This is a genomic window from Buttiauxella brennerae ATCC 51605 (genome assembly GCF_001654925.1).
Taxonomy (GTDB): domain Bacteria; phylum Pseudomonadota; class Gammaproteobacteria; order Enterobacterales; family Enterobacteriaceae; genus Buttiauxella; species Buttiauxella brennerae.
On the sequence record NZ_LXER01000040.1, the window covers coordinates 100,392 to 122,760 of the forward strand.

21 protein-coding genes and 1 tRNA gene are annotated in these 22,369 nt (G+C 50.0%); 14 read left to right on the forward strand and 8 right to left on the reverse strand.

Annotation, left to right across the window (positions count from 1 at the left end; translation table 11 throughout):
- The first annotated feature begins 53 nt into the window (after positions 1-53).
- The 7 genes from M975_RS20860 to M975_RS20890 all read left to right on the forward strand — a co-directional run bounded on the left by M975_RS20860 (position 54) and on the right by M975_RS20890 (position 9,753).
- Positions 54-1,667, forward strand: coding sequence for a mechanosensitive ion channel family protein (locus M975_RS20860; protein ID WP_064561787.1), 1,614 nt, complete (start codon positions 54-56; stop codon positions 1,665-1,667).
- Positions 1,664-2,815: a BamA/TamA family outer membrane protein gene (locus tag M975_RS20865; RefSeq protein ID WP_064561788.1), complete on the forward strand. Its 1,152-nt coding sequence runs from the start codon at positions 1,664-1,666 to the stop codon at positions 2,813-2,815. Before M975_RS20860 ends, M975_RS20865 begins: the two co-directional genes overlap by 4 nt.
- Positions 2,816-2,941: 126 nt before the next feature.
- Positions 2,942-3,841, forward strand: coding sequence for a porin family protein (locus M975_RS20870; RefSeq protein WP_245164519.1), 900 nt, complete (start codon positions 2,942-2,944; stop codon positions 3,839-3,841).
- Positions 3,841-4,974 carry a BamA/TamA family outer membrane protein gene (locus M975_RS20875; protein ID WP_064561790.1) on the forward strand — a complete coding sequence of 378 codons (1,134 nt, stop codon included), beginning with the start codon at positions 3,841-3,843 and terminating at the stop codon, positions 4,972-4,974. The genes M975_RS20870 and M975_RS20875 overlap by 1 nt, the downstream gene beginning before the upstream one ends.
- A complete protein-coding gene (locus tag M975_RS20880) occupies positions 4,974-6,083 on the forward strand; it encodes a DUF4056 domain-containing protein (protein ID WP_064561791.1) in 1,110 nt (369 codons plus the stop codon). The genes M975_RS20875 and M975_RS20880 overlap by 1 nt, the downstream gene beginning before the upstream one ends.
- 94 nt (positions 6,084-6,177) lie before the next feature.
- Positions 6,178-6,636, forward strand: coding sequence for a GNAT family N-acetyltransferase (locus M975_RS20885; RefSeq protein WP_064561792.1), 459 nt, complete (start codon positions 6,178-6,180; stop codon positions 6,634-6,636).
- A gap of 255 nt (positions 6,637-6,891) precedes the next feature.
- Entirely contained in the window at positions 6,892-9,753 is a 2,862-nt protein-coding gene (locus M975_RS20890) for an autotransporter domain-containing protein (protein ID WP_064561793.1), read from the forward strand.
- A 123-nt stretch (positions 9,754-9,876) separates the two neighbouring features.
- Here M975_RS20890 and M975_RS20895 read toward each other — a convergent pair.
- The 6 genes from M975_RS20895 to aspA all read right to left on the reverse strand — a co-directional run bounded on the left by M975_RS20895 (position 9,877) and on the right by aspA (position 15,781).
- A tRNA-Phe gene (locus M975_RS20895) sits at positions 9,877-9,952 on the reverse strand.
- A 114-nt stretch (positions 9,953-10,066) separates the two neighbouring features.
- Complete coding sequence (locus M975_RS20900; RefSeq protein WP_064561794.1) at positions 10,067-10,642, reverse strand: transcriptional regulator; 576 nt, start codon at positions 10,640-10,642, stop codon at positions 10,067-10,069.
- An 87-nt stretch (positions 10,643-10,729) separates the two neighbouring features.
- A complete protein-coding gene (locus M975_RS20905; protein ID WP_064561795.1) occupies positions 10,730-12,520 on the reverse strand; it encodes a protein-disulfide reductase DsbD in 1,791 nt (596 codons plus the stop codon).
- Entirely contained in the window at positions 12,496-12,819 is a 324-nt protein-coding gene (cutA, locus tag M975_RS20910) for a divalent cation tolerance protein CutA (protein WP_034461116.1), read from the reverse strand. Before cutA ends, M975_RS20905 begins: the two co-directional genes overlap by 25 nt.
- Positions 12,820-12,930: 111 nt before the next feature.
- Positions 12,931-14,232, reverse strand: coding sequence for an anaerobic C4-dicarboxylate transporter (locus M975_RS20915; protein ID WP_064561796.1), 1,302 nt, complete (start codon positions 14,230-14,232; stop codon positions 12,931-12,933).
- A gap of 112 nt (positions 14,233-14,344) precedes the next feature.
- Positions 14,345-15,781, reverse strand: coding sequence for an aspartate ammonia-lyase (gene aspA / locus M975_RS20920; RefSeq protein WP_064561797.1), 1,437 nt, complete (start codon positions 15,779-15,781; stop codon positions 14,345-14,347).
- A gap of 371 nt (positions 15,782-16,152) precedes the next feature.
- On the opposite strand from aspA, the gene M975_RS20925 reads away from it, so the two are divergent.
- The 4 genes from M975_RS20925 (at position 16,153) to M975_RS20940 (ending at position 19,274) form a co-directional block, all read left to right on the forward strand.
- On the forward strand, positions 16,153-16,638 hold the full coding sequence (locus M975_RS20925) for an FxsA family protein (protein WP_064561798.1): 486 nt from the start codon (positions 16,153-16,155) through the stop codon (positions 16,636-16,638).
- Between the two features lie 136 nt (positions 16,639-16,774).
- The gene (locus tag M975_RS20930) at positions 16,775-17,068 is read left to right on the forward strand and encodes a co-chaperone GroES (RefSeq protein WP_034461121.1); all 294 of its coding nucleotides are present in this window, start codon (positions 16,775-16,777) and stop codon (positions 17,066-17,068) included.
- Positions 17,069-17,116: 48 nt separating this feature from the next.
- Complete coding sequence (gene groL / locus M975_RS20935) at positions 17,117-18,760, forward strand: chaperonin GroEL (protein ID WP_064515601.1); 1,644 nt, start codon at positions 17,117-17,119, stop codon at positions 18,758-18,760.
- Between the two features lie 160 nt (positions 18,761-18,920).
- Positions 18,921-19,274, forward strand: coding sequence for a DUF4156 domain-containing protein (locus tag M975_RS20940; RefSeq protein ID WP_064561799.1), 354 nt, complete (start codon positions 18,921-18,923; stop codon positions 19,272-19,274).
- Between the two features lie 155 nt (positions 19,275-19,429).
- Here M975_RS20940 and epmB read toward each other — a convergent pair whose 3' ends face one another.
- The gene (epmB, locus tag M975_RS20945; protein ID WP_064561800.1) at positions 19,430-20,458 is read right to left on the reverse strand and encodes an EF-P beta-lysylation protein EpmB; all 1,029 of its coding nucleotides are present in this window, start codon (positions 20,456-20,458) and stop codon (positions 19,430-19,432) included.
- A gap of 40 nt (positions 20,459-20,498) precedes the next feature.
- On the opposite strand from epmB, the gene efp reads away from it, so the two are divergent.
- The 3 genes from efp to ecnB all read left to right on the forward strand — a co-directional run bounded on the left by efp (position 20,499) and on the right by ecnB (position 21,511).
- On the forward strand, positions 20,499-21,065 hold the full coding sequence (gene efp, locus M975_RS20950) for an elongation factor P (RefSeq protein ID WP_064515606.1): 567 nt from the start codon (positions 20,499-20,501) through the stop codon (positions 21,063-21,065).
- Positions 21,066-21,127: 62 nt separating this feature from the next.
- Entirely contained in the window at positions 21,128-21,262 is a 135-nt protein-coding gene (locus tag M975_RS20955) for an entericidin A/B family lipoprotein (RefSeq protein WP_064515608.1), read from the forward strand.
- Positions 21,263-21,364: 102 nt separating this feature from the next.
- On the forward strand, positions 21,365-21,511 hold the full coding sequence (gene ecnB / locus M975_RS20960; RefSeq protein WP_064561801.1) for a lipoprotein toxin entericidin B: 147 nt from the start codon (positions 21,365-21,367) through the stop codon (positions 21,509-21,511).
- Between the two features lie 53 nt (positions 21,512-21,564).
- Here ecnB and M975_RS20965 read toward each other — a convergent pair whose 3' ends face one another.
- Positions 21,565-22,074, reverse strand: coding sequence for a helix-turn-helix transcriptional regulator (locus M975_RS20965; protein WP_245164510.1), 510 nt, complete (start codon positions 22,072-22,074; stop codon positions 21,565-21,567).
- Positions 22,075-22,369: the final 295 nt, after the last annotated feature.

Below are 22,369 nucleotides of genomic sequence, written 5' to 3' on the forward strand. Positions count from 1 at the left end.
TTCTTCGTGTGATTGAAAAATAAAACAAAATTTATTCTTCCTGGGTGAAAATTATGATTAGGTCGTTGCTGTTCCTTCTTGCATGGATATCTCTGACGACCGCTTGTGGGCTGCAAGCCGCTGAGCCAAGGCAACTTCCTTCCGAACAGGACAAAGCACGCACGGTTTATATTTTTCACCATCCCATTGTCATGTTGCAGGCAAAGTTTGGCCTCACCACGCCCGAAGAGCGCGTGCTGCGCATTCGCCAGACTCTGCGCTCCCTGAATGAAGACGACATTCGCCAACCGGTGCAAGTCACGGCCATCACACGCTATAACCAACACGGCCGCTTATTCACCCTCAACGGTAAAGTGTTGATGCTACTGACCGAAGGTGATTTAGATGAGGGTGATGACCTGACACTTGATCAGGCTGCGCAACGCGTGCTGGCCCGCTTTGATGAACAACGCAATTCATTAAAAGATCAGTACTCCTCGTCATATCTTGCCACCGCCGCGGTAAAAACTCTGGCTGGTACGCTCGCGTTGGGGCTGCTGTTTTATGGCGCGTTCAAATCCTGGAAAAAGGTGAAGCAATATTTCGATGCCAGAGTCAGCCGCAAGAAAGGGCTGATTCCTGCGAAATGGCGCGAATTTTTGGGTGCCATTGAAAGTTATCTCTACGGCTTGTTGATGGTCCTTTTGGGCATTGCAGCGTTTTATGTCTGGCTAAGCTGGATCTTCCGTTTATTCCCGTGGACGCGGGTGTGGGGCGAATCGCTCGGTGACTGGTCGATTAATGTTGCCCAGAAAATTGCGTTATCAATTGTTTCTGCTTTCCCCGGTTTATTGATTGTGCTGATTATCTTTTTAATCACCGCATTTATTCTCAAGCTGCTGAAAATTCTGCTCACCCGCGTTGAGGCCCGAAAAATGATGGTGCCGGGTCTGCACCCTGAAACGGTGGGGGCGACGCGTAAACTCATCTCCGTGATGGTCTGGTTATTTGCGCTTTCTGCGGCTTACCCGTTCCTGCCGGGAGCTAACTCGGTTGCGTTTAAGGGCATTAGCGTGTTCTTCGGTTTGATGTTAACGCTTGGCTCGGCGGGGGTGATGAACCACGCGATGAGCGGGCTGGTGCTGACTTATTCCCGCGCACTGCGCAAAGGGGATGTGATTCGTATTGGCGACAACGAAGGGCTGGTGAACGAAGTCGGTATGCTCGCAACCAAAATCCTCACCCGTGAAAACTACATCGTCACTGTGCCTAACGCCGTGGTGGTCAGCGGCAAAATCACCAACCTGAGCGCACAGAACCCAGGCGGCGGCGTCAACCTGACAACCAGCGTCACCATCGGCTATGACACCCCGTGGCGGCAAGTCCACGCGATGCTGGAGCTGGCGGCTAAGCGTACACAGGGCATTGAGCCGAATACGCCCCCTCTGGTGCGCCAGCTCAATCTGATGGACTGGTACATCGCTTACGAGTTGCAGGTCAGATTGCGGCCTGGCGAATCGCTGGCCGGCGTGAAAAGCGAATTGCACAGCCATATTCAGGATGTGTTCAACGAATTTAACGTACAGATCATGTCGCCGAACTTCGTGAACCAACCGGAAGGCGCCGTGATGGTGACGCCGGAAAACTGGTTTGCCGCACCGGCTGCTCAGCCAGAGAAGCCATTGTGAAACGGCCTGGCTATTGGCTGGCACTTCTTTGTAGCCTGGGGTTATCACAGCCATGGGTCGCCAGCGCCAGCGGGCTGTTCGATGATTCGGACGGCATGCTTGATATGAGCGAATACCTCAGTGAAAACCGTTACGGCTTTTTGCCGGTTCCGGTAGTCATTACTGAACCTGCGATAGGTTACGGCGGCGGCCTGTTTGGTCTTTTCTTGCATGACACCGCAGACAGTGAAGCCGGGAAAAATCATCCGGGTGGAAAAACTATCCCACCCGCCGTGACGGCTTTGGGTGGTGGTGCCACACAAAACGGTACCTGGTTTGTCGGCGGTGGCCATCGCCATACCTGGAACAATGACAGCATTCGTTATCTGGTGGCACTCGGTTATGCCGATGTAAATCTTGATATTTATTCTGGTGACATTGCAGCGTTTGATCGTGGAAAGGGCATTAGTACGCAAACCAAAGGCTACGGCGGTATGCAAAAATTGCTGTTCCGCGTAGCCGATACGCCGTTCTTTATCGGTGGCTCACAGTTTTATGCAGATACCAAAATTTCTGCGGATAACCCGGTCATTAGCCGCGCATTGCAGCATGTTTTGGGTGAGGAAAGTGCTTCTTCAGCGCTTGGGGTGATCATGGAATATGACACCACCGATAACTTTTTTTATCCGCACAATGGGCTATCTGTCACGGGGGAATACCAGTTTTATACCAGCTTCCTCGGCGGTGATTATCGCTACGATATGCTGACGCTCGACGGCAAATACTTCCAACCGCTCGGCACCGATTTCACGCTGGTGCTGGCCGGGAATTATCAGTCACTTTCAAACCATGACCAGCATCTGACGCCCATGGCGCGGCCATACATTAAGTTGCGAGGCATCTCGCAATTTCGCTATCAAGGGGATTATGTCAGCACCGTGCAAACTCAGCTGGAGTGGCAAATGACGCCGCGCTGGGTGTTGCAAGGTTTTGTCGGAGCGGGAAGTGCCAGCAAAGAGGCTGACGACCTTTACCAAAGCACCGAAGTGGCGTGGGGTGGCGGTTTCCGTTACCTGATTGCGCGCCAGTTTGGTCTGCATACCGGGATAGATGTCGCGTTTAGCGACAGTGAACAAGCGGTCTATTTCAACGTGGGGGCGGGGCTGTAAAAGGACTTTTCCGTCTTACTGAAAACGCAGGCAGACATCAAAGAGAACGCAATGAAAATAATGGAAAGGGGTGTGCAACAATGCCGGGTGATGGCCCTGCCGTTACTGTTTTTATCCGGTACGGCGATGGCTGCAACCACAGATACGGCTGCCGAGAGCAGCACGTTTCCCATCTGGGGCGATGAAGCACGCGCACGCGGATACTCGATACCGCTGCCGTTCGGCGTCAATCTCAGCTATATGAATATGCGCCAAAATGTTGATGTCGACAGCATTACCTTCTCGGGGCTGAAACTGGGCTCGCACCCGATACCCAGCGACATGTTTGCGATTGATGTCGGCCATACGCGTGAGCGCAGCAAGAGCGAAAACCTGCGCCTCGATATGTGGGTGTTTCCATTTTTGAATATTTACGGGCTGGTGGGATACACCAAAGGATCGTCGGTTTCGAATGTGTCGGTTGATGCTGATCCATCGCGCTATACCGGTGTCGACCGGATTATCGCCTCGTCGGTGCATCGCCTTAACCAAAGCGGTGACTTGCAGAATATTGATTTCACACTCGATTTTGAAGGCATGACCTACGGCACCGGGATCACTCTCGCGGGCGGCTACAAAAACTGGTTTACGTTGCTGGACACCAACTACACGCAAACGGATTTCGATATTCTGGATGGCAAAATTTCGGCCCTGACGGTATCGCCCCGCGTCGGGTATCGCTTCGATATGCCGCAAATTTCCGGGCCATCGCATTTAAGTATTTGGGTAGGCGCGATGTACCAGGATGTGCAGCAGGAGTTCAAAGGCAACCTTTCTGACCTGCATATTCCAGCCGAACTCCAGCCGCTGATTAATTCGGTGAACCAGGATGATCAAGGGCGCTTTGACGTTAAGCAGCATCTCACTTCACCGTGGAATACCTTAATTGGTGCGCAATATGAGATTACGCAGAACTTTAACGTACTAACCGAAATAGGCTTTAACGAGCGTAATAGCTTCTTCTTTGCGGGTGAATATCGATTCTGATGAATAAACCTGGCGCGCTATTTTTGGGTTTGCTTAGCCTTATGATGGCTCCGGTGACAACGGATGCCATGACTCGCGACGAGATTGATGGCTTTCTGGGGAAACTGGGGGCGGATAATCAATATGACTCGAGCAAAGGCATTAACTGGAGCGTGCTGCCAGGACCGTTTTATACCCCGGAACTGAAACTTGGCCTCGGGACTGCCATCGCGGGCGTTTATCGCGTTGATCCTAACGATCGTGTGACACAAAACTCTTCGGTGTCATTTACTGGTTTTGTCAGTACCAGCGGTGCGCTGGGGGTCGGCATGAAGAACTACACGTTTTTCAACGGCGATGAATGGCGGCTGTTTGTCGATGGATCACTGGCCAAAATCCCCACTGGTTTTTGGGGGATAGGCTACGACGCAGCACAAGGCAACGAACAAAAATACACGCAGCAATCTTTTAGCCTTCACCCGCAGATTATGCGCCAAATAGTTGATAATCTTTATGCTGGTTTGGGTTGGGACTTTTCAACCTATGATGCTGAAAATATTGATGACCCGCACCCCGGTGATAACTTTTCCCGCTATAACGTGGAAGGAAACTCACTGAGTTCAGGCGCGACGGCGACCATCAACTACGACTCGCGGGACGTGATAACTCGCCCGCGGCATGGGCAATTTTTCAGTGCCGAATACAGCCTTTTCGATCCCGCCCTTGGCTCGGATAGTCACTTCACCGTTTTGCAGCTGCAATATAACTATTACCTCCCGCTAAACGATCAGGATGTACTGGCATTTGATCTTTGGGGGCGTTTTGCGCGTGGTGATGTGCCATGGGATCGCCTGTCGCAAGCCGGGGACGATAATCGAATGCGGGGTTATTATCAGGGGCGTTATCGCGATAAAGACGTGGTCAGCACTCAACTGGAATACCGCAAAAAACTCAACTGGCGGCACGGCTATGTTTTGTGGGTCGGAGCTGGTGCTTTGGGCGATGGCCCACAGCATCTGGCAGATAACCCGCTGTTACCGACGATTGGTGCGGGCTACCGCTTTGAGGTTAAACCAGACATGAATATTCGCCTTGATCTGGGATTTGGCAAAGAGAGCACCGGATTTTACTTTCAAGTTGCAGAGGCATTTTAATGAGAATATGGATTTTCACATTACTGCTTAGCGTCTCATCGCTGAGTTTTGGTGCAGCAGATATTTTGCCTATTGAGCAGGCACGGCGCGTGTGGCCGGTTGCTCAGGAACTTACCGCCCCGGAATCTTTACGGCCTTGCTGCGCGTTTGGCTACGACCTGCAAGTGCGGGCGGTGGGCGTGCCGATTCCGGTCTACCAGATTGGCAATATTCTGACGCTCGCGACGCTTGGCAATCACCGCTACAACGACAGCGCATTAGGTGCGGTGAAGAATATCGTGGGTCTGAGCGAGGAGAAAAGCGGCCTGATTTATACCCGCCGCGGCGGCTTTATCGATATTGCCCACGTGCGGGATACCGCTGATAACACCTTCTATCTTTTCTCGCAGATTTATTCCCGACTCGGCCAGGACTGGCGGCTGTTCTACAGTGAAGAACTTGGTGTGCGCCGCGTTCAACTCCATGCCTTCACTCCACCCGCTTCAATGCCGGAACGTTATTCGATTGCTGCCTGGCTTGCGGGGCATCTCGCATTCCAGTTGGCGCAATGGCATGAAATTGCGCAGTGGTACGGCTTCCAGTCAGTTCCAGGGTTTTCTGAAGAGATCTCGGCTTTTTCGCCAGAGGATCTCTACTCCAATTTATTGGGTGCAAGGCTTGCGATAAACGCCATTTTACAGGGGCACGCAGGGTCGATTGAATCTTACGATGCGGCGATAGACAAGGGGCTGCACAACGCTCTGGTGCGGCTTGGCGCGGTCAGCGAGGCGGAAACCGCCAGAAAATTCCGCGAAGTGGACGGCGACTGGTGGAACAGTAAACGCCGGGTGCCGGACAAATTCCTGGTGCTCAACCGTAACTATGATTTGAGCGAAAACCGCTACCCGACCCCGGTGCCATTTGAAAGCGCAAAACCTTACTTCCTGGTGATGCCTGCAACCGTGGCGGGCGTGACGATAAGCCAGCTTGGTGAACTGCAAATCCACACGGGCAGCGACATGCGCGGCCTCAAAGTGCCCGAGACATTTTACCTGCCAGCGCAGTTTTCAGCGCTGGCTGAGCAGGCCAAATATGCCGACCAGATACAGCTACAGCAAATGAAGAAATGAGTTCATAAGAAAACGTTATTGGACGATCTCTCGCAAGTTCGCTTTGATGTTGCAAATATGTAATTAACTCAAAAAATTCCTCTGGAAAATGAACATGTTCACCATCAAAACTGACGATCTTTCCCATCACGCGGTACAGACATTAGTGGCTTACCATATTTCCGGCATGCTGGAACAATCGCCACCGGAAAGTAGCCATGCACTCGATGTGCAGAAGCTGCGCGACCCGGCAGTGACGTTCTGGTCGGCGTGGGAAGGGGAGCAATTAGCCGGAATTGGCGCGCTGAAAATGTTAGATGATGCACACGGTGAGCTGAAATCAATGCGCACCGCGACCGAGTTTTTGCGCCGCGGTGTGGCAAATCAGTTTTTAGTGCACATTGTGCAGGTTGCCCGCGAACGCGGCTTACAGCGCCTTAGCTTAGAAACCGGTACCCAGCCAGGCTTTACCCCTTGCTACCAACTCTATCTCAAGCATGGTTTTGTAGACTGCGAGCCGTTTGCCGATTACCAACTCGACCCGAATAGCCGTTTTATGACGTTGGTTTTGTGAGGGGTTAGCTTAAGGCTAATCAAAAGTAAAATTGAGCGTTTGGGTCAAGTACGTTATTTAAAAACTAAGCAACCTGGCGGGACATCGAATGTGTAGACATGATTCTGGTGTCCCCTTTAAGTTATTAACTTAACGATCCCTTCTTCCTCTTCTTTCTCTTTCAATAATCATTTATTTTCAATGCGATATTGAATTAATTTTCTCTGGAAATATTAATGTTGCATTTCGCTGTTATATTTTTTAATTGATCATTGAATGTTTTTCTATTTAATAATGTGTTTGATTTTTACACAGCTATTAAGTAATGTTTATTACCTACGCAAAGGTCAAGATAAATATCCAAAAATACACATTACTGAGACAATGAATATATTAAAGTTAAAAAGTGTCGCTCTATTTATTCCCCTGTTGTTAACAGCTTGTGGCGGGGGTGGTGGTGGTAGCGATTCGGGCTCTCCGCAAACAATAAATAAACCATTAATCACTCCGGCTATCAAACCAGACATACCGGCTCCGGGGCAAAGCAATAAAGTTAAAGTTGGTGTATTAGACTCCGGTGTTAATAAAAACATCAGTAATATAGCAGGTAAGGTTGCTCTTATTTTGCATTATGTCGGCCAGGGAAAAAATCTTGGCTCAGGTGAATTTACTCCCGAGGATATTACGGCGTCTTTGGCACTGGCTGATATGGATACTTCTGGACATGGTAGCTATGTCTCTCAAATCCTTGCCAGTACAGGAAGTGCTGGAACATATGTTGGTAACCAGAACGTTGAGCTTTATGAAGCCAAAACGACAGATGACCCTCTTGGCCATTCAATAATTCATGATCAACTCGCTGCAATTATGGATCTGCATGAGCATTATGGCGTCAATTTATTTAATGCCTCATGGGGGAGTTATAATCATTACGATGAAAACTCACCGATTACATCAGTATTAAAATATCTGGTTAATAGCAATGGTTTGATAGTTTTTTCTGCCGGGAATGATTTCCTTAATGAGCCATCCGCAGAAAACCTGACCCCGCTGATTGATCGCTCTATCGAAAATGGGTTAATCACGGTAGTGGGTCTCGATGGTAATAAGCAGCTCTATAGCGGGTATGACGAAAGCGGTGTACTGAAAGGCAGTAATGCATGCGGAAGGGCTGCAGCCTGGTGTCTTGCTGGCGATTATGTCGTTGGGCCACTGCTCAGCGAGAATAATAATAGTTACGTTTATTTCTACGGTACTTCTGGCGCAGCACCGCAAGTTACGGCTGCAGCGGCAAGTGTATGGCATACCTATCCCTGGATGACCGCAAAGCAGGTCAAACAAACAATATTAACGACCGCAAACTATCTGCCTGATGGTTCACAACCAGGAACACCCTATAACGCGAGCTACGGTTGGGGTGAGTTGAATGCTCTGCGTGCAGAGCATGGCCCAATGCTATTTTCTTCTCTTTTTGGCGACTTTAATGCCCAGGTTCCTGATTCGCATTATATCTTCAGTAACGATATATCCGGTGATGCTGGTCTGATTAAAAATGGCAATGGCGTTCTGGAATTGGCGGGAAATGATAGCTATACCGGAAATACGACAATAAATCAGGGTGCATTATGGGTTAGTGGCAGTATTAATAATGGCTCAGTGAATATTGCCCCGGGAGGTGTGTTAACTGGTTCAGGTTCGGTGAGAACAACTTATAACAATGGGACGATAGATTTATCTAATGGCTCACTGAAAGTGCAAGGTGACTATTCCCAGGGGCATAACGGCGTACTTAATGCTTATATTGATAATCAGCTTGATATTAGCGGTAACGCAACGCTTGATGGCGCGGTTAATTTGGTTAATCAGAATTATGTGGTTAATGGAACTTATGACATTCTGCATGCACAGAATGTTCAGGGGAAATTTAACCAGCTAAATGGCAGCAAGTTCCTGACAATTAAGCAGGTTAATTATGAATCAGATAACGTCAATCTTGAAGTGGAGCAAGTCTCTGCACAAAATGCCGTCAGCAATGGAGATTCTCAGTCAACGGCGGGCGCCAAAGCGGTAGACAGTATTTTCGCTGCTGCTAATGCCATTGCATTAAAGCAGCACAACGGTGAAGTACTGACGTTAGACGAGCAGCAATTATTAGATTATTCCGCGGGCTTACAATCTACTGGCTCAGGAGAGGCTGTTCAGCGCATTGTGGACAGCCATTCTGGCGTCATTTATTCCGAGCTGCCTTCTGTGCTGTTAGCGGAGCAAAATCGCCTGACGCAAACTGTCGTGAATCGCTTAAGTGCCATGTATGGCATGGGTCAAGCGACCCCTGGCGTATGGACTTCTCATGATTATATGAAAAACCAATACCAACCTGATGGCTGGAACCAGGTTAGCAGCACGACCAATAACACCTCTGTGGGGATGGATGGTCGTGTGAGTAATACCTTGCTGCTGGGTGGCTTCGTTAATAAAAATAATATCACTGCCAAACTGGATAGAAACGGTGGGAGTCTTGATGGGAGCCAGAATGGTATTGGCGCTTATGGGCAGTTCAACGATGGCGCGTTTTATCTGAACGGTCTGGCAAGTTACCAGCGTGGTGATGCAGACATTAAACGTCCGGTTATCGGCAATGGCACGCAAAGTAGCCAGAAGTCGAATACGGATATGAGCAGCTCAAGTCTGTATTTTGAATCAGGCTACGCATTCCATTTGCCGCATGAAGCCGATATCACCCCCTACGTCAGTGTCGAATACGATCGTTCCAATACCGATAGTATTGATGAAGGAAACCAACAGGGTGTGAGTGCCAGTGGCATGAAAGGGCGCCAGACAAGCGTAGCATTGGGCTCTCGCTTCAATTATATGGTGAACAATGAACTGCATCTGGCTGCATGGGCGCAGGCCAGCAAAATCGCTTCACGTGATATCAGCGATATGTCATTGACTACCAATATGAGCGGGCAGGAAATTTCGCTTAACTCGCCAGAGTTTGACAGAAATAGCTTCGATTACGGTTTAGATATTGATTACGTTCTTTTGAATAGCGTGCAGCTTTTTGCCGGAATGCAGAGTAGCACGGCGAATAATCAGGCTCTTTCTGCCAGCGCCGGGCTGAAATACTACTGGTAATTGTCGGAACAGTAGCAGCCGCAGGGACGCGGCGAATTATTGAACTTACGTGCAGGAATTGTGCGATGGAGAGTCCGAATCCCTAATAGCAAAAAACCCGCCATAGGCGGGTTCTTCTAAATGTGGTGCCCGGACTCGGAATCGAACCAAGGACACGGGGATTTTCAATCCCCTGCTCTACCGACTGAGCTATCCGGGCAACGGGGCGCATTAAACCGTAAAGGCCGTTGGGCGTCAACGGCTTTGTCATAAAAAAGCGGTTAAATGCGTTTAACTGGCTGCTTTTTATTCATAATGGCGAGAAAGTAATTCATCAGGTTAATGCGCCACCCTGTCGGCATTGCGCAAACCGCAGAATGTCTTCGGCCAGTTGGCGGGCGGTGACGATATCAGCCTGGCTACGTTTCACCAGTAAACGGCTCAGGCAACCTTCCAGCACCAGCTCCATTTGGTGAGCCACCATTGTTGGGTCGTCCACTTCCAGCTGCATCAGCATTTCATGAGTAAATTCCCACGCGGCTTTTTTCTGCTGATCGGCCAACTGGTGAATCGGGTGCGACGCATCAGGGTAGAAGGTACAGGCCGCAATAAACAGGCATCCCGGATAGCGTTGGTTGTTGACGCACTCGGTCAACGCTTCGTAGCGCTTCAACAGTTTTTGCTCAAGCGACAACTCTTCGTTAAGCGCTAGCTGACGGCGCCAGACATCAATTTGCTGACTCAAATAACGCAGAGCGTCGTAGAGCAGGGCTTCGCTGTTAGGCCAAAAGTTGCTTATCTCTTTTACCGGATAGTCTGCCTCTGCGGCGACCATATCCAGGGTAGTGCTGGCAATTCCTTCACGCTCAAGGACGTGTAAGGCGTGCTCTAATACTGTTTCACGTTGCACGGTTATCTCCTCCGTTGTACCCGTCATACTTCATGTTGCCTCAATACAACCTGAATTATTGAGAGTACATCCCACAATGAGTGTTGTTTACGGCGTTAGTTTCTGCAAATGCGTATGGAACGTGTCAGCATTCATAAAACCGGTTACGCGAGCTTCTGGTTGCTCGCGCCCCTGTGTATCAAAGAACAAAATCGTAGGCAGCCCCAGGACCTGTAGATGCTTTAACAGCGCCACATCTTGCGCGTTGTTGGCCGTAACATCAGCCTGCAGTAAAACAGTATCTGCCAGTTGTTGTTGCACTTTTGGGTCGCTAAAGGTGTATTTCTCAAACTCTTTACAGGCCACACACCAGTCGGCGTACAAATCGAGCATCACCGGTTTGCCTTTCGCACGGGCCAGTGCGGCGTCGAGATGCTCAACATTCGCAATCTTCGTGAAGTTGAGATGCGCCTGGCTTGCCGTAACGGTGGTACCAAACGCCCAGTCTTGCAGCGGGCGAGCACAAACCAGCGCGGCACCCAGCAGAATGATCTGCACCACGCGCATCCACGATTTCGTCGCTTGCAAGCTGGTGATAAATGCCCAGCCGAAGAACGCCACGCCAAGCAAACCCCATAACCGGATACCCCAGTTATCTCCCAGTATGCGTTCCAGCAGGAAAACTGGCAGTGCGAGGATCACAAAACCAAATGCGGTTTTGACAGTTTCCATCCACGGGCCACTTTTTGGTAGCAGGCGATTGCCGAATACGGTGATGAGCATCAGCGGCAGGCCCATGCCCAGGGCGTAAAGATACAGCGTGCCGCCGCCCAGCCACATGTTCCCGCTCTGGGCGATATACAGCAAAATGGCGCTCAGTGGTGCGGTGGTGCACGGCGAGCAAATCAGCCCGGCTAATGCGCCCATCGCGAACACGCCACCGGCGGACCCCCCTTGCTGGCGGTTGCTCATCAGCGTCAGACGCGTTTGCAGTGATGACGGGAGTTGCAGGGTGAATAACCCAAACATGGATGCCGCGAGCAGTACAAACAGTGCTGACAGGCCGATAAGCACGTAAGGGTGCTGGAGCGCTGCCTGGAATTGTAGGCCGGCTGCCGCAACCACAAGGCCCAGCGCGGTGTAGGTTAGCGCCATCCCTTGTACGTAGACAAAGGTCAGTAGCAGGGCGCGAGTAGTGGATAAGCGCTGTTTCCCGCCGAGCACGATGCCAGAGATAAGCGGGTACATCGGCAGCACGCAAGGCGTGAAGGCGATGCCGATGCCGATTAAGAATGCCCAGAGTGCGGAGAAGGGCAGTTGTGTGTCTGTACCTGTACCCCTCACCCCGGCCCTCTCCCCAGGGGAGAGGGAGGAAGGCGGTTCCGCGGTAGGCGTAGGGGAGAGGGTGGAAGGCGAGTCGGCACTGGTTTGTCCCCTATCCTGGGGGAGAGGATGAGGGCCACTCGCCTCAGCCACCACTTCACTTAGCGGCACCACACGCGTTTCAGGCGGATAACAGAACCCCGCCTCGGCGCAACCCTGATACGTCACGCTGACCGTCGCACCTTTGGCCGCGTTATGGATATTGACGGGCAGATTAAGCCGCTCGGTGTAGATCTCGGTCTTGCCGTAGAACTCGTCTTCATGCCAGGAACCTTTCGGTAACTCAAGCGGGGCGAGTTCGGCCTGCGCGGGCGTCACTTTGATCTGTTGGCGATAAAGGTAGTAGCCAGGTTTTATCTGCCAGCTCAGGTTGAGCTGCTGGCCAGATTGCTGGAAATCGAACGTAAAAGCCTGATCGACCGGCACAAACTGAGATTTGCTTTGGTTGTCGAAAAGACCTGCAAAAGCATGTGAACTGAATAGCGCTAAAATTAGCGCAAAGATGCGTAGAGCCATGAGAGGTATTCACTATCTCCGTGGGTAACTGGCAGAACCAGTAATTCAGGGGTTTGATACGGGTGATGCGATTTCAGGCAAGCCAACAGCGCCTCCTGATGCTCGATGTCGCTTTTGAGCAGCATCTGCACCTCATACTCCTGTTCCATTTTTCCTTCCCAGTAATAGAGCGATGTCGCACCGGGTAAAAGGGTCACGCAGGCCGCCAGTTTTTCAGCCAGCACAAGGGCGGCAAGTTCCTGAGCGGTTGCTTCATCTGGGGCAGTACAAAGGATGACAACAGCCTGGGTAGTCGGCATAGCTAACCTCGTATCTGGTGGATTCGCGGTTGACTATAGCATGGGGGAGTGAGAGGAGGCGTTAAACGGGCCGCAGTGCGACCCGTGTTTTAAAACATTTACAGAACCGTTTTACAGAACCATGCCGCCGACGATAAAGCCGAGGATTACGCACAACGAAATTGCGATCACGCCAGGAATCAGGAATGCGTGGTTAAACACGTACTTACCAATACGCGTTGAACCGGTGTCATCCATTTCCACAGCCGCCAATAAAGTCGGGTAGGTTGGCAGCACGAACAGTGCAGATACGGCTGCAAAAGAGGCGATAGCCGTCAGTGGGCTAACACCCAGCATCAGCGCTGCTGGCATCAGGGCTTTCGTGGTTGCCGCCTGGGAATAAAGCAAAGTAGCAGCAAAGAACAGCACCACAGCGAGTAGCCACGGGTAGCTTTTCAGTAAATCACCTGCAACAACCTGAATATCCTGAATATGGTTTTTGACGAAGGTATCACCCAGCCATGCCACACCCAGCACACAGATACAGGCACTCATCCCTGATTTAAAAGTACTGGCATTGAGGATTTCGCCCGTATCAATTTTACAGGTGATGCAAATCAGCGTGGCGATAGTCAGCATGAACACCACAATCGCTTCGTTACGCGGCAGAATTGGGTTTTGAATCAGGCCAACGGTGTCGCTGATGGCGGTGGCGTAGAACATGACCGCGACGATACCAATCAGGAATAACATCACTGAACGTTTAGCGTGTGGTTTCAGTTCAAACACGCTGGCGCCGCGCAGTTTCACTTCACCTTTGGCCAGGCGTTCCTGGTAAACCGGATCGTCTTTCAGTTCGCAGCCAAGGAAGTTACACACAATCGCAGTCAGCATAACGGCAACCAGGGTCACCGGAATACAGATGCTCAGTAAAGTCAGGTAGCTGATGCCCATTGGCTCAAGAATGCCGGAGAAGAACACCACTGCGGCAGAAATCGGTGAAGCAGTAATTGCGATTTGCGAGGCGACAACAGCAATAGACAGTGGGCGCGATGGGCGAATCCCTTGTTCTTTCGCCACTTCGGTAATCACAGGTAGCGTGGAAAAGGCGGTGTGCCCGGTTCCCGCCAGAATGGTCATAAACCAGGTCACCAACGGTGCAAGAAAAGTGATGTATTTGGGATGACGGCGTAGCAGTTTTTCTGCGAGGCTGACGAGGTAGTCCATTCCGCCCGCGACCTGCATGGCGGCTATGGCGGCAATAACGGCCATGATGATTTCAATCACATCAAACGGGATTGAGCCCGGTTTGACCTGGAAAATCAGGGTTAAAACTAATACGCCAAAACCGCCAGCAAAGCCAATGCCTATGCCGCCGAGCCTGGCACCGAGGTATATCGCTAAAAGCACGATAACGAGTTCAGCTCCAAACATGATTTCCTTCCTTGTGTGTGATGATTGATAATTGTTTGTTGTGTTTTTGTTGTAAGCGCAAATGAAAAAGGCACGTCCAATGGACGTGCCTTTTAATGACTACCAGAAAGGACTATTGTTCACTTTCATCGGTGTAACGCTTCGCTTTATAGACCGGGTGCATCAGGTTGTTGATGGAGAAAATATCGTCCAGCTCGGCTTCAGTAAGCAGCCCGCGTTCCAGAACAACTTCACGCACACTCTTACCGGTTTCCGCACAAATCTTGCCAACGATATCGCCATTGTGGTGGCCAATGAACGGGTTCAGATACGTCACGATACCGATAGAGTTGTAGACGTAGCTTTCACACACTTCTTTATTAGCAGTGATGCCGTTGATGCATTTTTCCAGCAGGTTGTAGCAAGCGTTGGTCAGGATGTGAATCGACTCGAACATCGCCTGGCCAATCACGGGTTCCATCACGTTCAACTGCAACTGGCCCGCTTCGGAAGCCATGGTGACGGTGATGTCGTTACCAATGACTTTAAAGCACACCTGGTTAACCACTTCTGGAATCACCGGGTTGACTTTGGCTGGCATGATGGAAGAGCCGGCTTGCAGCTCAGGCAGGTTGATTTCATTCAGGCCAGAACGCGGGCCGGAAGAGAGCAGGCGAAGGTCGTTACAGATCTTCGACATTTTCACTGCCAGGCGTTTGAGCGAGCTGTGAACCATGACGTATGCGCCACAGTCGGAAGTCGCTTCAATCAGGTCTTCAGCTGGAACGCATGGCAGGTTGCTGACTTCAGCCAGTTTCTGCACTGCCAGTTGCTGATAGCCTTCTGGGGTGTTCAGGCGAGTACCTATTGCGGTCGCACCCAGGTTCACTTCCAGCAGCAGTTCAGCGGTGCGCAGCAGGTTGCGGGTTTCTTCATTCAATAGCACGTTGAATGCGTGGAATTCCTGTCCCAGCGTCATGGGTACGGCGTCTTGCAGCTGAGTACGGCCCATTTTCAGGACATTTTCGAACTCAACGGCTTTGCGTTGGAAGCCGTCGCCTAACTGGTTGATAGCATCAATCAGCTTCACAATAGAGGCGTACACTGCGATGCGGAAACCGGTTGGGTAAGCGTCGTTAGTGGACTGGCATTTGTTAACGTGGTCGTTCGGGTTCAGGAACTGGTACTCACCTTTCTGGTGGCCCATCAGCTCAAGCCCAATGTTGGCGAGCACTTCGTTGGTATTCATGTTGACGGAAGTACCGGCACCGCCCTGGTAAACGTCCACCGGGAATTGGTCCATGCACTTGCCGTTATTCAGCACTTCATCACAGGCCTGGATAATGGTGTTTGCGATGCTTTTCGGAATGGTTTGCAACTCCTTGTTCGCCATTGCCGCTGCTTTCTTAACCATGACCATACCGCGCACAAATTCAGGTATGTCACTGATTTTGCTGTTGCTTATGTAGAAGTTTTCAATCGCTCTCAGAGTATGAACACCATAGTAGGCATCCGCTGGCACTTCCCTGGTACCCAACAAATCTTCTTCGATACGAATGTTATTTAACATGTGAACCTTCTTAATTAAAGCTGCCAATGATTAATCACTGCACGCACAGGATCTTTGGTCGTGCGATGAATAGACCGACGATTATGTCCATATTCGGTCTGTGTGCCGTGATGATATGCTGATGATAGCGAAAAGCAGTAATCTGGATCACTTATTAAACGTCAGCTCACATAACAATTATTAATATGTGATGCCGATCAATTGTTGAAAATTTCCAGAAAAATAATACGGCGCTTAGATTGATTTTTGGCTATAGCGTCGCCATCTCTTTGACTGTGCATAATTGCTAACCTATTTTCGCAAGTGCTTGATGGCGCTTGCTACAATTGCTCTGGTTCCGCTACAGGCTTTTCCAACTACAGGAGTGTACGGTGCGCTGGATACCGTTAATTGCCGTTTTTCTTTATGTTTACATAGAGATCTCATTGTTCATTCAGGTTGCTCACGTTATGGGAGTTTTCCTGACGCTGGTGCTGGTGATATTTACCTCAGTTATAGGTATGTCTCTGGTTCGCAATCAGGGCTTTAAAAACTTTATGCTGATGCAGCAGAAAATGGCTGCGGGTGAAAGCCCGGCCGCTGAGATGATTAAAAGCGTTTCGCTGATCATCTCTGGTTTGCTGCTGTTGTTACCTGGTTTCTTCACCGACTTCCTCGGTTTGTTGTTGTTACTGCCACCAGTGCAGAAGCACCTGACGTTAAAACTGATGCCGCATTTGCGTTTTTCACGGACTCCGGGCGGTGGTTTTAGCGCGGGAACTGGCGGTGGCACAACGTTCGACGGTGAGTATCAGCGTAAAGATGATGCACCGAAACAGCTCGACGATCGTGATAGCGACGATCGTCACAATCGTTAAAAATCTAAATTTTTTTGTTTTCCCCCCTTGAAGGGGGGAAGGCTCATCCCCATCTCTCAGGTCACCAGCCGATAACCCATTTGGGCCGGCGTTACCCAAACAATTGATACTGACTTTCTCAAAGGAGAGCTATCGCATGAGCATTCGTCCATTACATGACCGCGTTATCGTCAAACGTAAAGAAGTTGAATCTAAATCTGCGGGCGGCATCGTTCTGACCGGCAGCGCAGCTGGTAAATCAACTCGTGGCGAAATCATCGCTGTCGGTAAAGGCCGCATCCTGGAAAACGGTAACGTACAACCGCTGGACGTTAAAGTTGGCGATATCGTCATTTTCAACGATGGCTACGGCGTGAAATCTGAGAAGATCGACAATGAAGAAGTGTTGATCATGGCAGAAAGCGACATCCTGGCAATTGTTGAAGCGTAATCCGCGCAAAAACTGAACGAACATAAACGAATTTAAGGAAAGTTAAGAATGGCAGCTAAAGACGTAAAATTCGGTAATGACGCTCGTGTGAAAATGCTGCGTGGCGTTAACGTACTGGCAGATGCAGTGAAAGTTACCCTCGGTCCTAAAGGCCGTAACGTTGTTCTGGATAAATCTTTCGGTGCACCGACTATCACTAAAGATGGTGTTTCTGTCGCGCGTGAAATTGAACTGGAAGACAAGTTCGAAAACATGGGTGCGCAGATGGTTAAAGAAGTTGCCTCTAAAGCGAATGACGCTGCGGGCGACGGTACTACCACTGCAACCGTGCTGGCTCAGTCCATCATCACTGAAGGCCTGAAAGCTGTTGCTGCGGGCATGAACCCAATGGACCTGAAACGCGGTATCGATAAAGCTGTTATCGCCGCTGTTGAAGAGCTGAAAGCACTGTCTGTTCCTTGCTCTGACTCTAAAGCAATCGCTCAGGTTGGTACCATCTCTGCTAACTCCGACGAAACTGTTGGTACTCTGATTGCTGAAGCAATGGAGAAAGTGGGTAAAGAAGGCGTTATCACCGTTGAAGAAGGCACTGGCCTGCAAGACGAGCTGGACGTGGTAGAAGGTATGCAGTTTGACCGTGGCTACCTGTCTCCGTACTTCATCAACAAGCCTGAAACCGGTTCTATCGAACTGGAAAGCCCGTTCATCCTGCTGGCTGACAAAAAAATCTCCAACATCCGTGAAATGCTGCCAGTTCTGGAAGCCGTTGCGAAAGCAGGCAAACCACTGCTGATCATTGCTGAAGATGTTGAAGGCGAAGCGCTGGCGACCCTGGTGGTTAACACCATGCGTGGCATCGTGAAAGTTGCTGCTGTTAAAGCACCTGGCTTTGGCGACCGTCGTAAAGCAATGCTGCAAGACATCGCAACTCTGACTGGCGGTACCGTAATCTCTGAAGAGATCGGTATGGAGCTGGAAAAAGCGACTCTGGAAGATCTGGGTACTGCTAAACGTATCGTTATCAACAAAGACACCACGACTATCATCGATGGTAATGGTGAAGAAGACGCGATCCAGGGTCGTGTGACTCAGATTCGTAAGCAAATTGAAGAAGCAACTTCTGATTACGACCGTGAAAAACTGCAAGAACGCGTAGCTAAACTGGCTGGCGGCGTTGCAGTAATCAAAGTCGGTGCTGCTACCGAAGTTGAAATGAAAGAGAAGAAAGCACGCGTTGAAGATGCCCTGCACGCTACCCGTGCTGCGGTTGAAGAAGGTGTGGTTGCCGGTGGTGGTGTTGCGCTGATTCGCGTAGCGTCTAAACTGTCTGAACTGCGTGGCCAGAACGAAGACCAGAACGTGGGTATCAAAGTTGCACTGCGTGCAATGGAATCCCCACTGCGTCAAATCGTTCTGAACTGCGGCGAAGAGCCATCTGTTGTTGCTAACAACGTGAAAGCGGGCGACGGTAACTACGGTTACAACGCAGCAACTGAAGAATACGGCAACATGATCGACATGGGTATCCTGGATCCAACCAAAGTGACTCGTTCTGCTCTGCAGTACGCAGCTTCTGTGGCTGGCCTGATGATCACCACTGAGTGCATGATTACCGATATGCCTAAATCTGACGGCCCTGACTTAGGCGGCGCAGGTATGGGTGGTATGGGTGGCATGGGCGGCATGATGTAATTTGCCCCAACACCTGGTGTGAAGTTACACCGTGTTAAGAAAACCCTCAGGCAGAAATGCCTGAGGGTTTTTTCTTTTTGGTCGCACTCTGGTATAAGATCTCACCGGGCGATGTGAGCCCGCTACTTTTCAAGACAGAGCATTGATAACGGGGAACAACATGCGCATTAGAGTTTCAGCAGGAATGGCTGTAGCAGCGCTGCTGCTGGCAGGATGTAGCACCAGCAACGAACTTTCTGCTGGTGGGCAGGGCGTCCGTTTTGTTGAAGACAAGCCTGGTACTGAATGTCAGCTGTTAGGGAATGCAACCGGTGAGCAAAGCAACTGGTTGTCCGGGCAGCAGGGTAATGAAGGCGGTTCTATGCGCGGTGCGGCAAATGCTCTGCGTAACAATGCCGCAGCGATGGGTGGCAACGTACTGTATGGCGTGAGTAGCCCAACTCAAAACTTGTTGTCGAGCTTTGCACCGACGGCCAGCACCATGACTGGTCAGGTTTATAAGTGCCCGAATTGATTTTTGGGTGAAACCACCCTCACCCCGACCCTCTCCCTAAAAGGGCGAGGGAGAAAACCGTACATTTTCCTGCCTGTGAAAGGGCGAGGGAGAAATCGTACATTTCCCTCTCCTGGGGGAGAGGGTTAGGGTGAGGGCGAAATTCTCGAAAACGATCAACTCTGCCGTAACTGCAAATCTATCGGTGTTTTACTCGGCTCGCCGCCAATTTCACGCGCAAGCTTCGGCACCATATAACCGGAAACCAACGTCAGCAACTCACGCATAATCTCCCTGGCTTCATCGTCACTCACCATAAAATGCGCAGCCCCCTGCACTTTATCCAGCACATGCAGGTAATACGGCATCACGCCTGCATCAAACAGCGCATTGCTCAAGTCGGCGAGTGTCCGTGCGTTGTTGTTCACATCGCGCAGCAGAACACTTTGGTTAAGCAATGTGACGCCTGCCTGGCGTAAGCTCACCATCGCCACTCTGAACTCATCACCAATCTCTTGTGCATGGTTGATATGGTTTACCAGGATCACCTGCAACCGTGAGCCTGCAAGGCGTGCTACCAACGTTTCGGTAATACGTGCCGGGATGACAATGGGCAAACGGCTGTGAATGCGCAAACGCTTAATATGCGCGATGGCTTCCAGTTCGCTAATCAGCCAGTCTAACTCATGATCTTTTGCCATCAGCGGATCACCGCCGGAGAAGATAATCTCATCCAGTTCCGGGTGCTCGCTGATGTAAGAGATAGCCGCCTGCCAGTTGCGCTTATTCCCCTGATTATCGGAATAAGGGAAATGGCGACGGAAGCAATAGCGGCAGTTGACCGCACATCCGCCTTTTACCAGCAGCAGTGCCCGGTTGCGGTATTTGTGCAGCAGGCCAGGAACGACACTGTGCTGCTCTTCGAGCGGATCAGTGCTAAAGCCGGGAGCGGCAATAAATTCCTCTTTGGCGGTTAAAACCTGGCGCAGCAATGGGTCATTCGGGTTGCCTTTTTCCATGCGTTCGACAAACGCTCGCGGTACGCGCAAGGCAAAAAGTCGACGCGCATCACGTCCCGCTAACAACTCCTGGTCAGCGTCCACGTTTAAAATATGCAGCAGTTCATCCGGATCGGTTATAACATCGGCAAGTTGCGTTAACCAATCTTCTCTGCGGGGGGGATTTAGGGTTACAATGTGTGCCATTTTTTGGCTAAGCTACCAATTAACAATTTCAGAGGGCCTTATGGCGACTTATTCTAGCAACGATTTCCGTGCCGGTCTTAAAATCATGTTCGAAGGCGAACCTTACGCAGTTGAATCCAGTGAGTTCGTTAAACCAGGTAAAGGCCAGGCCTTTGCTCGCGTTAAAATGCGCCGCCTGCTGACAGGCACCCGCGTAGAAAAAACCTTCAAATCTACCGACTCCGCTGAAGGCGCAGACGTTATCGATATGAACCTGACTTACCTGTACAACGACGGTGAGTTCTACCACTTCATGAACAACGAAACTTTCGAACAGCTAGCAGCTGATGAAAAAGCCATTGGCGAAAATGCCAAGTGGATGCTGGATCAGGCCGAATGTATCGTCACCCTGTGGAACGGCCGTCCAATCGCCGTACAACCACCAAACTTTGTTGAGCTGGAAATCGTTGAAACCGATCCAGGTCTGAAAGGTGATACTGCTGGTACCGGCGGTAAGCCTGCAAAACTGTCTACTGGTGCTGTGGTTAAAGTACCTTTGTTCGTTCAGACTGGCGAAGTGATCAAAGTTGACACCCGCTCTGGCGAATACGTTTCTCGCGTTAAGTAATACGTGAAGATTTGCGGTGAGGCGCTTTTCTGCTTCACCGCAGCTTACAAAAGGCAGGGAAGATGAACCGTTTGATTAAACATTTACTTTTCATCACGTTATTAACCTCGTTTCTCGCCGGTTGTAATACCACTCGCGGTTTCGGTGAAGATCTCAAGCACCTTGGCGGCTCCATCGAACGTGCAGCAAACAAGTAATTTCCAACACTCCTAAAAATCCGCTTTTTCCTTCAGCTTGCCAATTTTTGTCTATGCTTTAACTGCTATACACAAACAATATGGTCAAAAAAGGAAACGGTCATGATTAAGAAAACTATTGCAGCGTTCTTTTCTCTCATAGTGCTTTCGACGTTACTCACCGCGTGTAATACCACCAAAGGTATGGGTGAAGATATTCAGGATGGTGGTCAGGCTATATCAGGTGCAGCAACAAAAGCACAAAATTAATGTGTCTCAGACGGTACGGTATTATTATCGTGCCGTTATTTCTTTTTCAATTATTAGTGTTGCTCAATAAATAAAGAAAAACGGTTGTTTATCCCCAGTTTCATTCGGATATTCCGTTTGTATGTATAAACCGTTTTCGTGCTAATTCCCATCATCCGCGCAATGAAATCATTGTTGGCCTCATCGGTCCATAGCTTTAATATTTTCTCCTCACGTAAAGTCAGTAGTGGAGGTTTGTAGTGCAGCGCCGAATGAAAAGGAGGGCGAGCACTTAGCTGATTCTGTATGGCGGAGTAAAGCTCTGGTAACGGTACTGATTTGCTGTAGATCGAACGTGAGCCTTGAGACAGGCAGTATTCCTCAATCTTATCGTGACGGATGCTGTTAAATAACATCAGGCGAACTGAGGCACCACAGGCCGAATAGATAGATGAAAGCTGTTGGATGTTATGCAATGTGCTGGCGAAACTGGTGAAGTCAGCAATAACAAGGTTAGGTCGCCACTCTATTATTTTTTCACGCGCTAAGAGTAAGTTATCTGTTTCAGAAATTGAAAATGCCATATTTCGATTAAGCCAGCTTTTAAAACCTTGTCTACTATAATGACAACGGTCGACTAACAATATCTTATGCATACTTACCGTTCGCGTGACTCACTATTACAGCCTTTTCTGAATGTTGGAGAAAACATTATAATATGAATAAATTGTTGGAAATGAATTGCGGATTTGCGGGTTAATTAGCAGTCATTTCGAGCCTTAGCGACATAAAACGCTTCATGAGTGTCAACTAAACGTTACTCACAGTTGCAGCAGTAATCTCTTTTCAGCACTTCTCTGTATCCCCCTGATTGTTAAA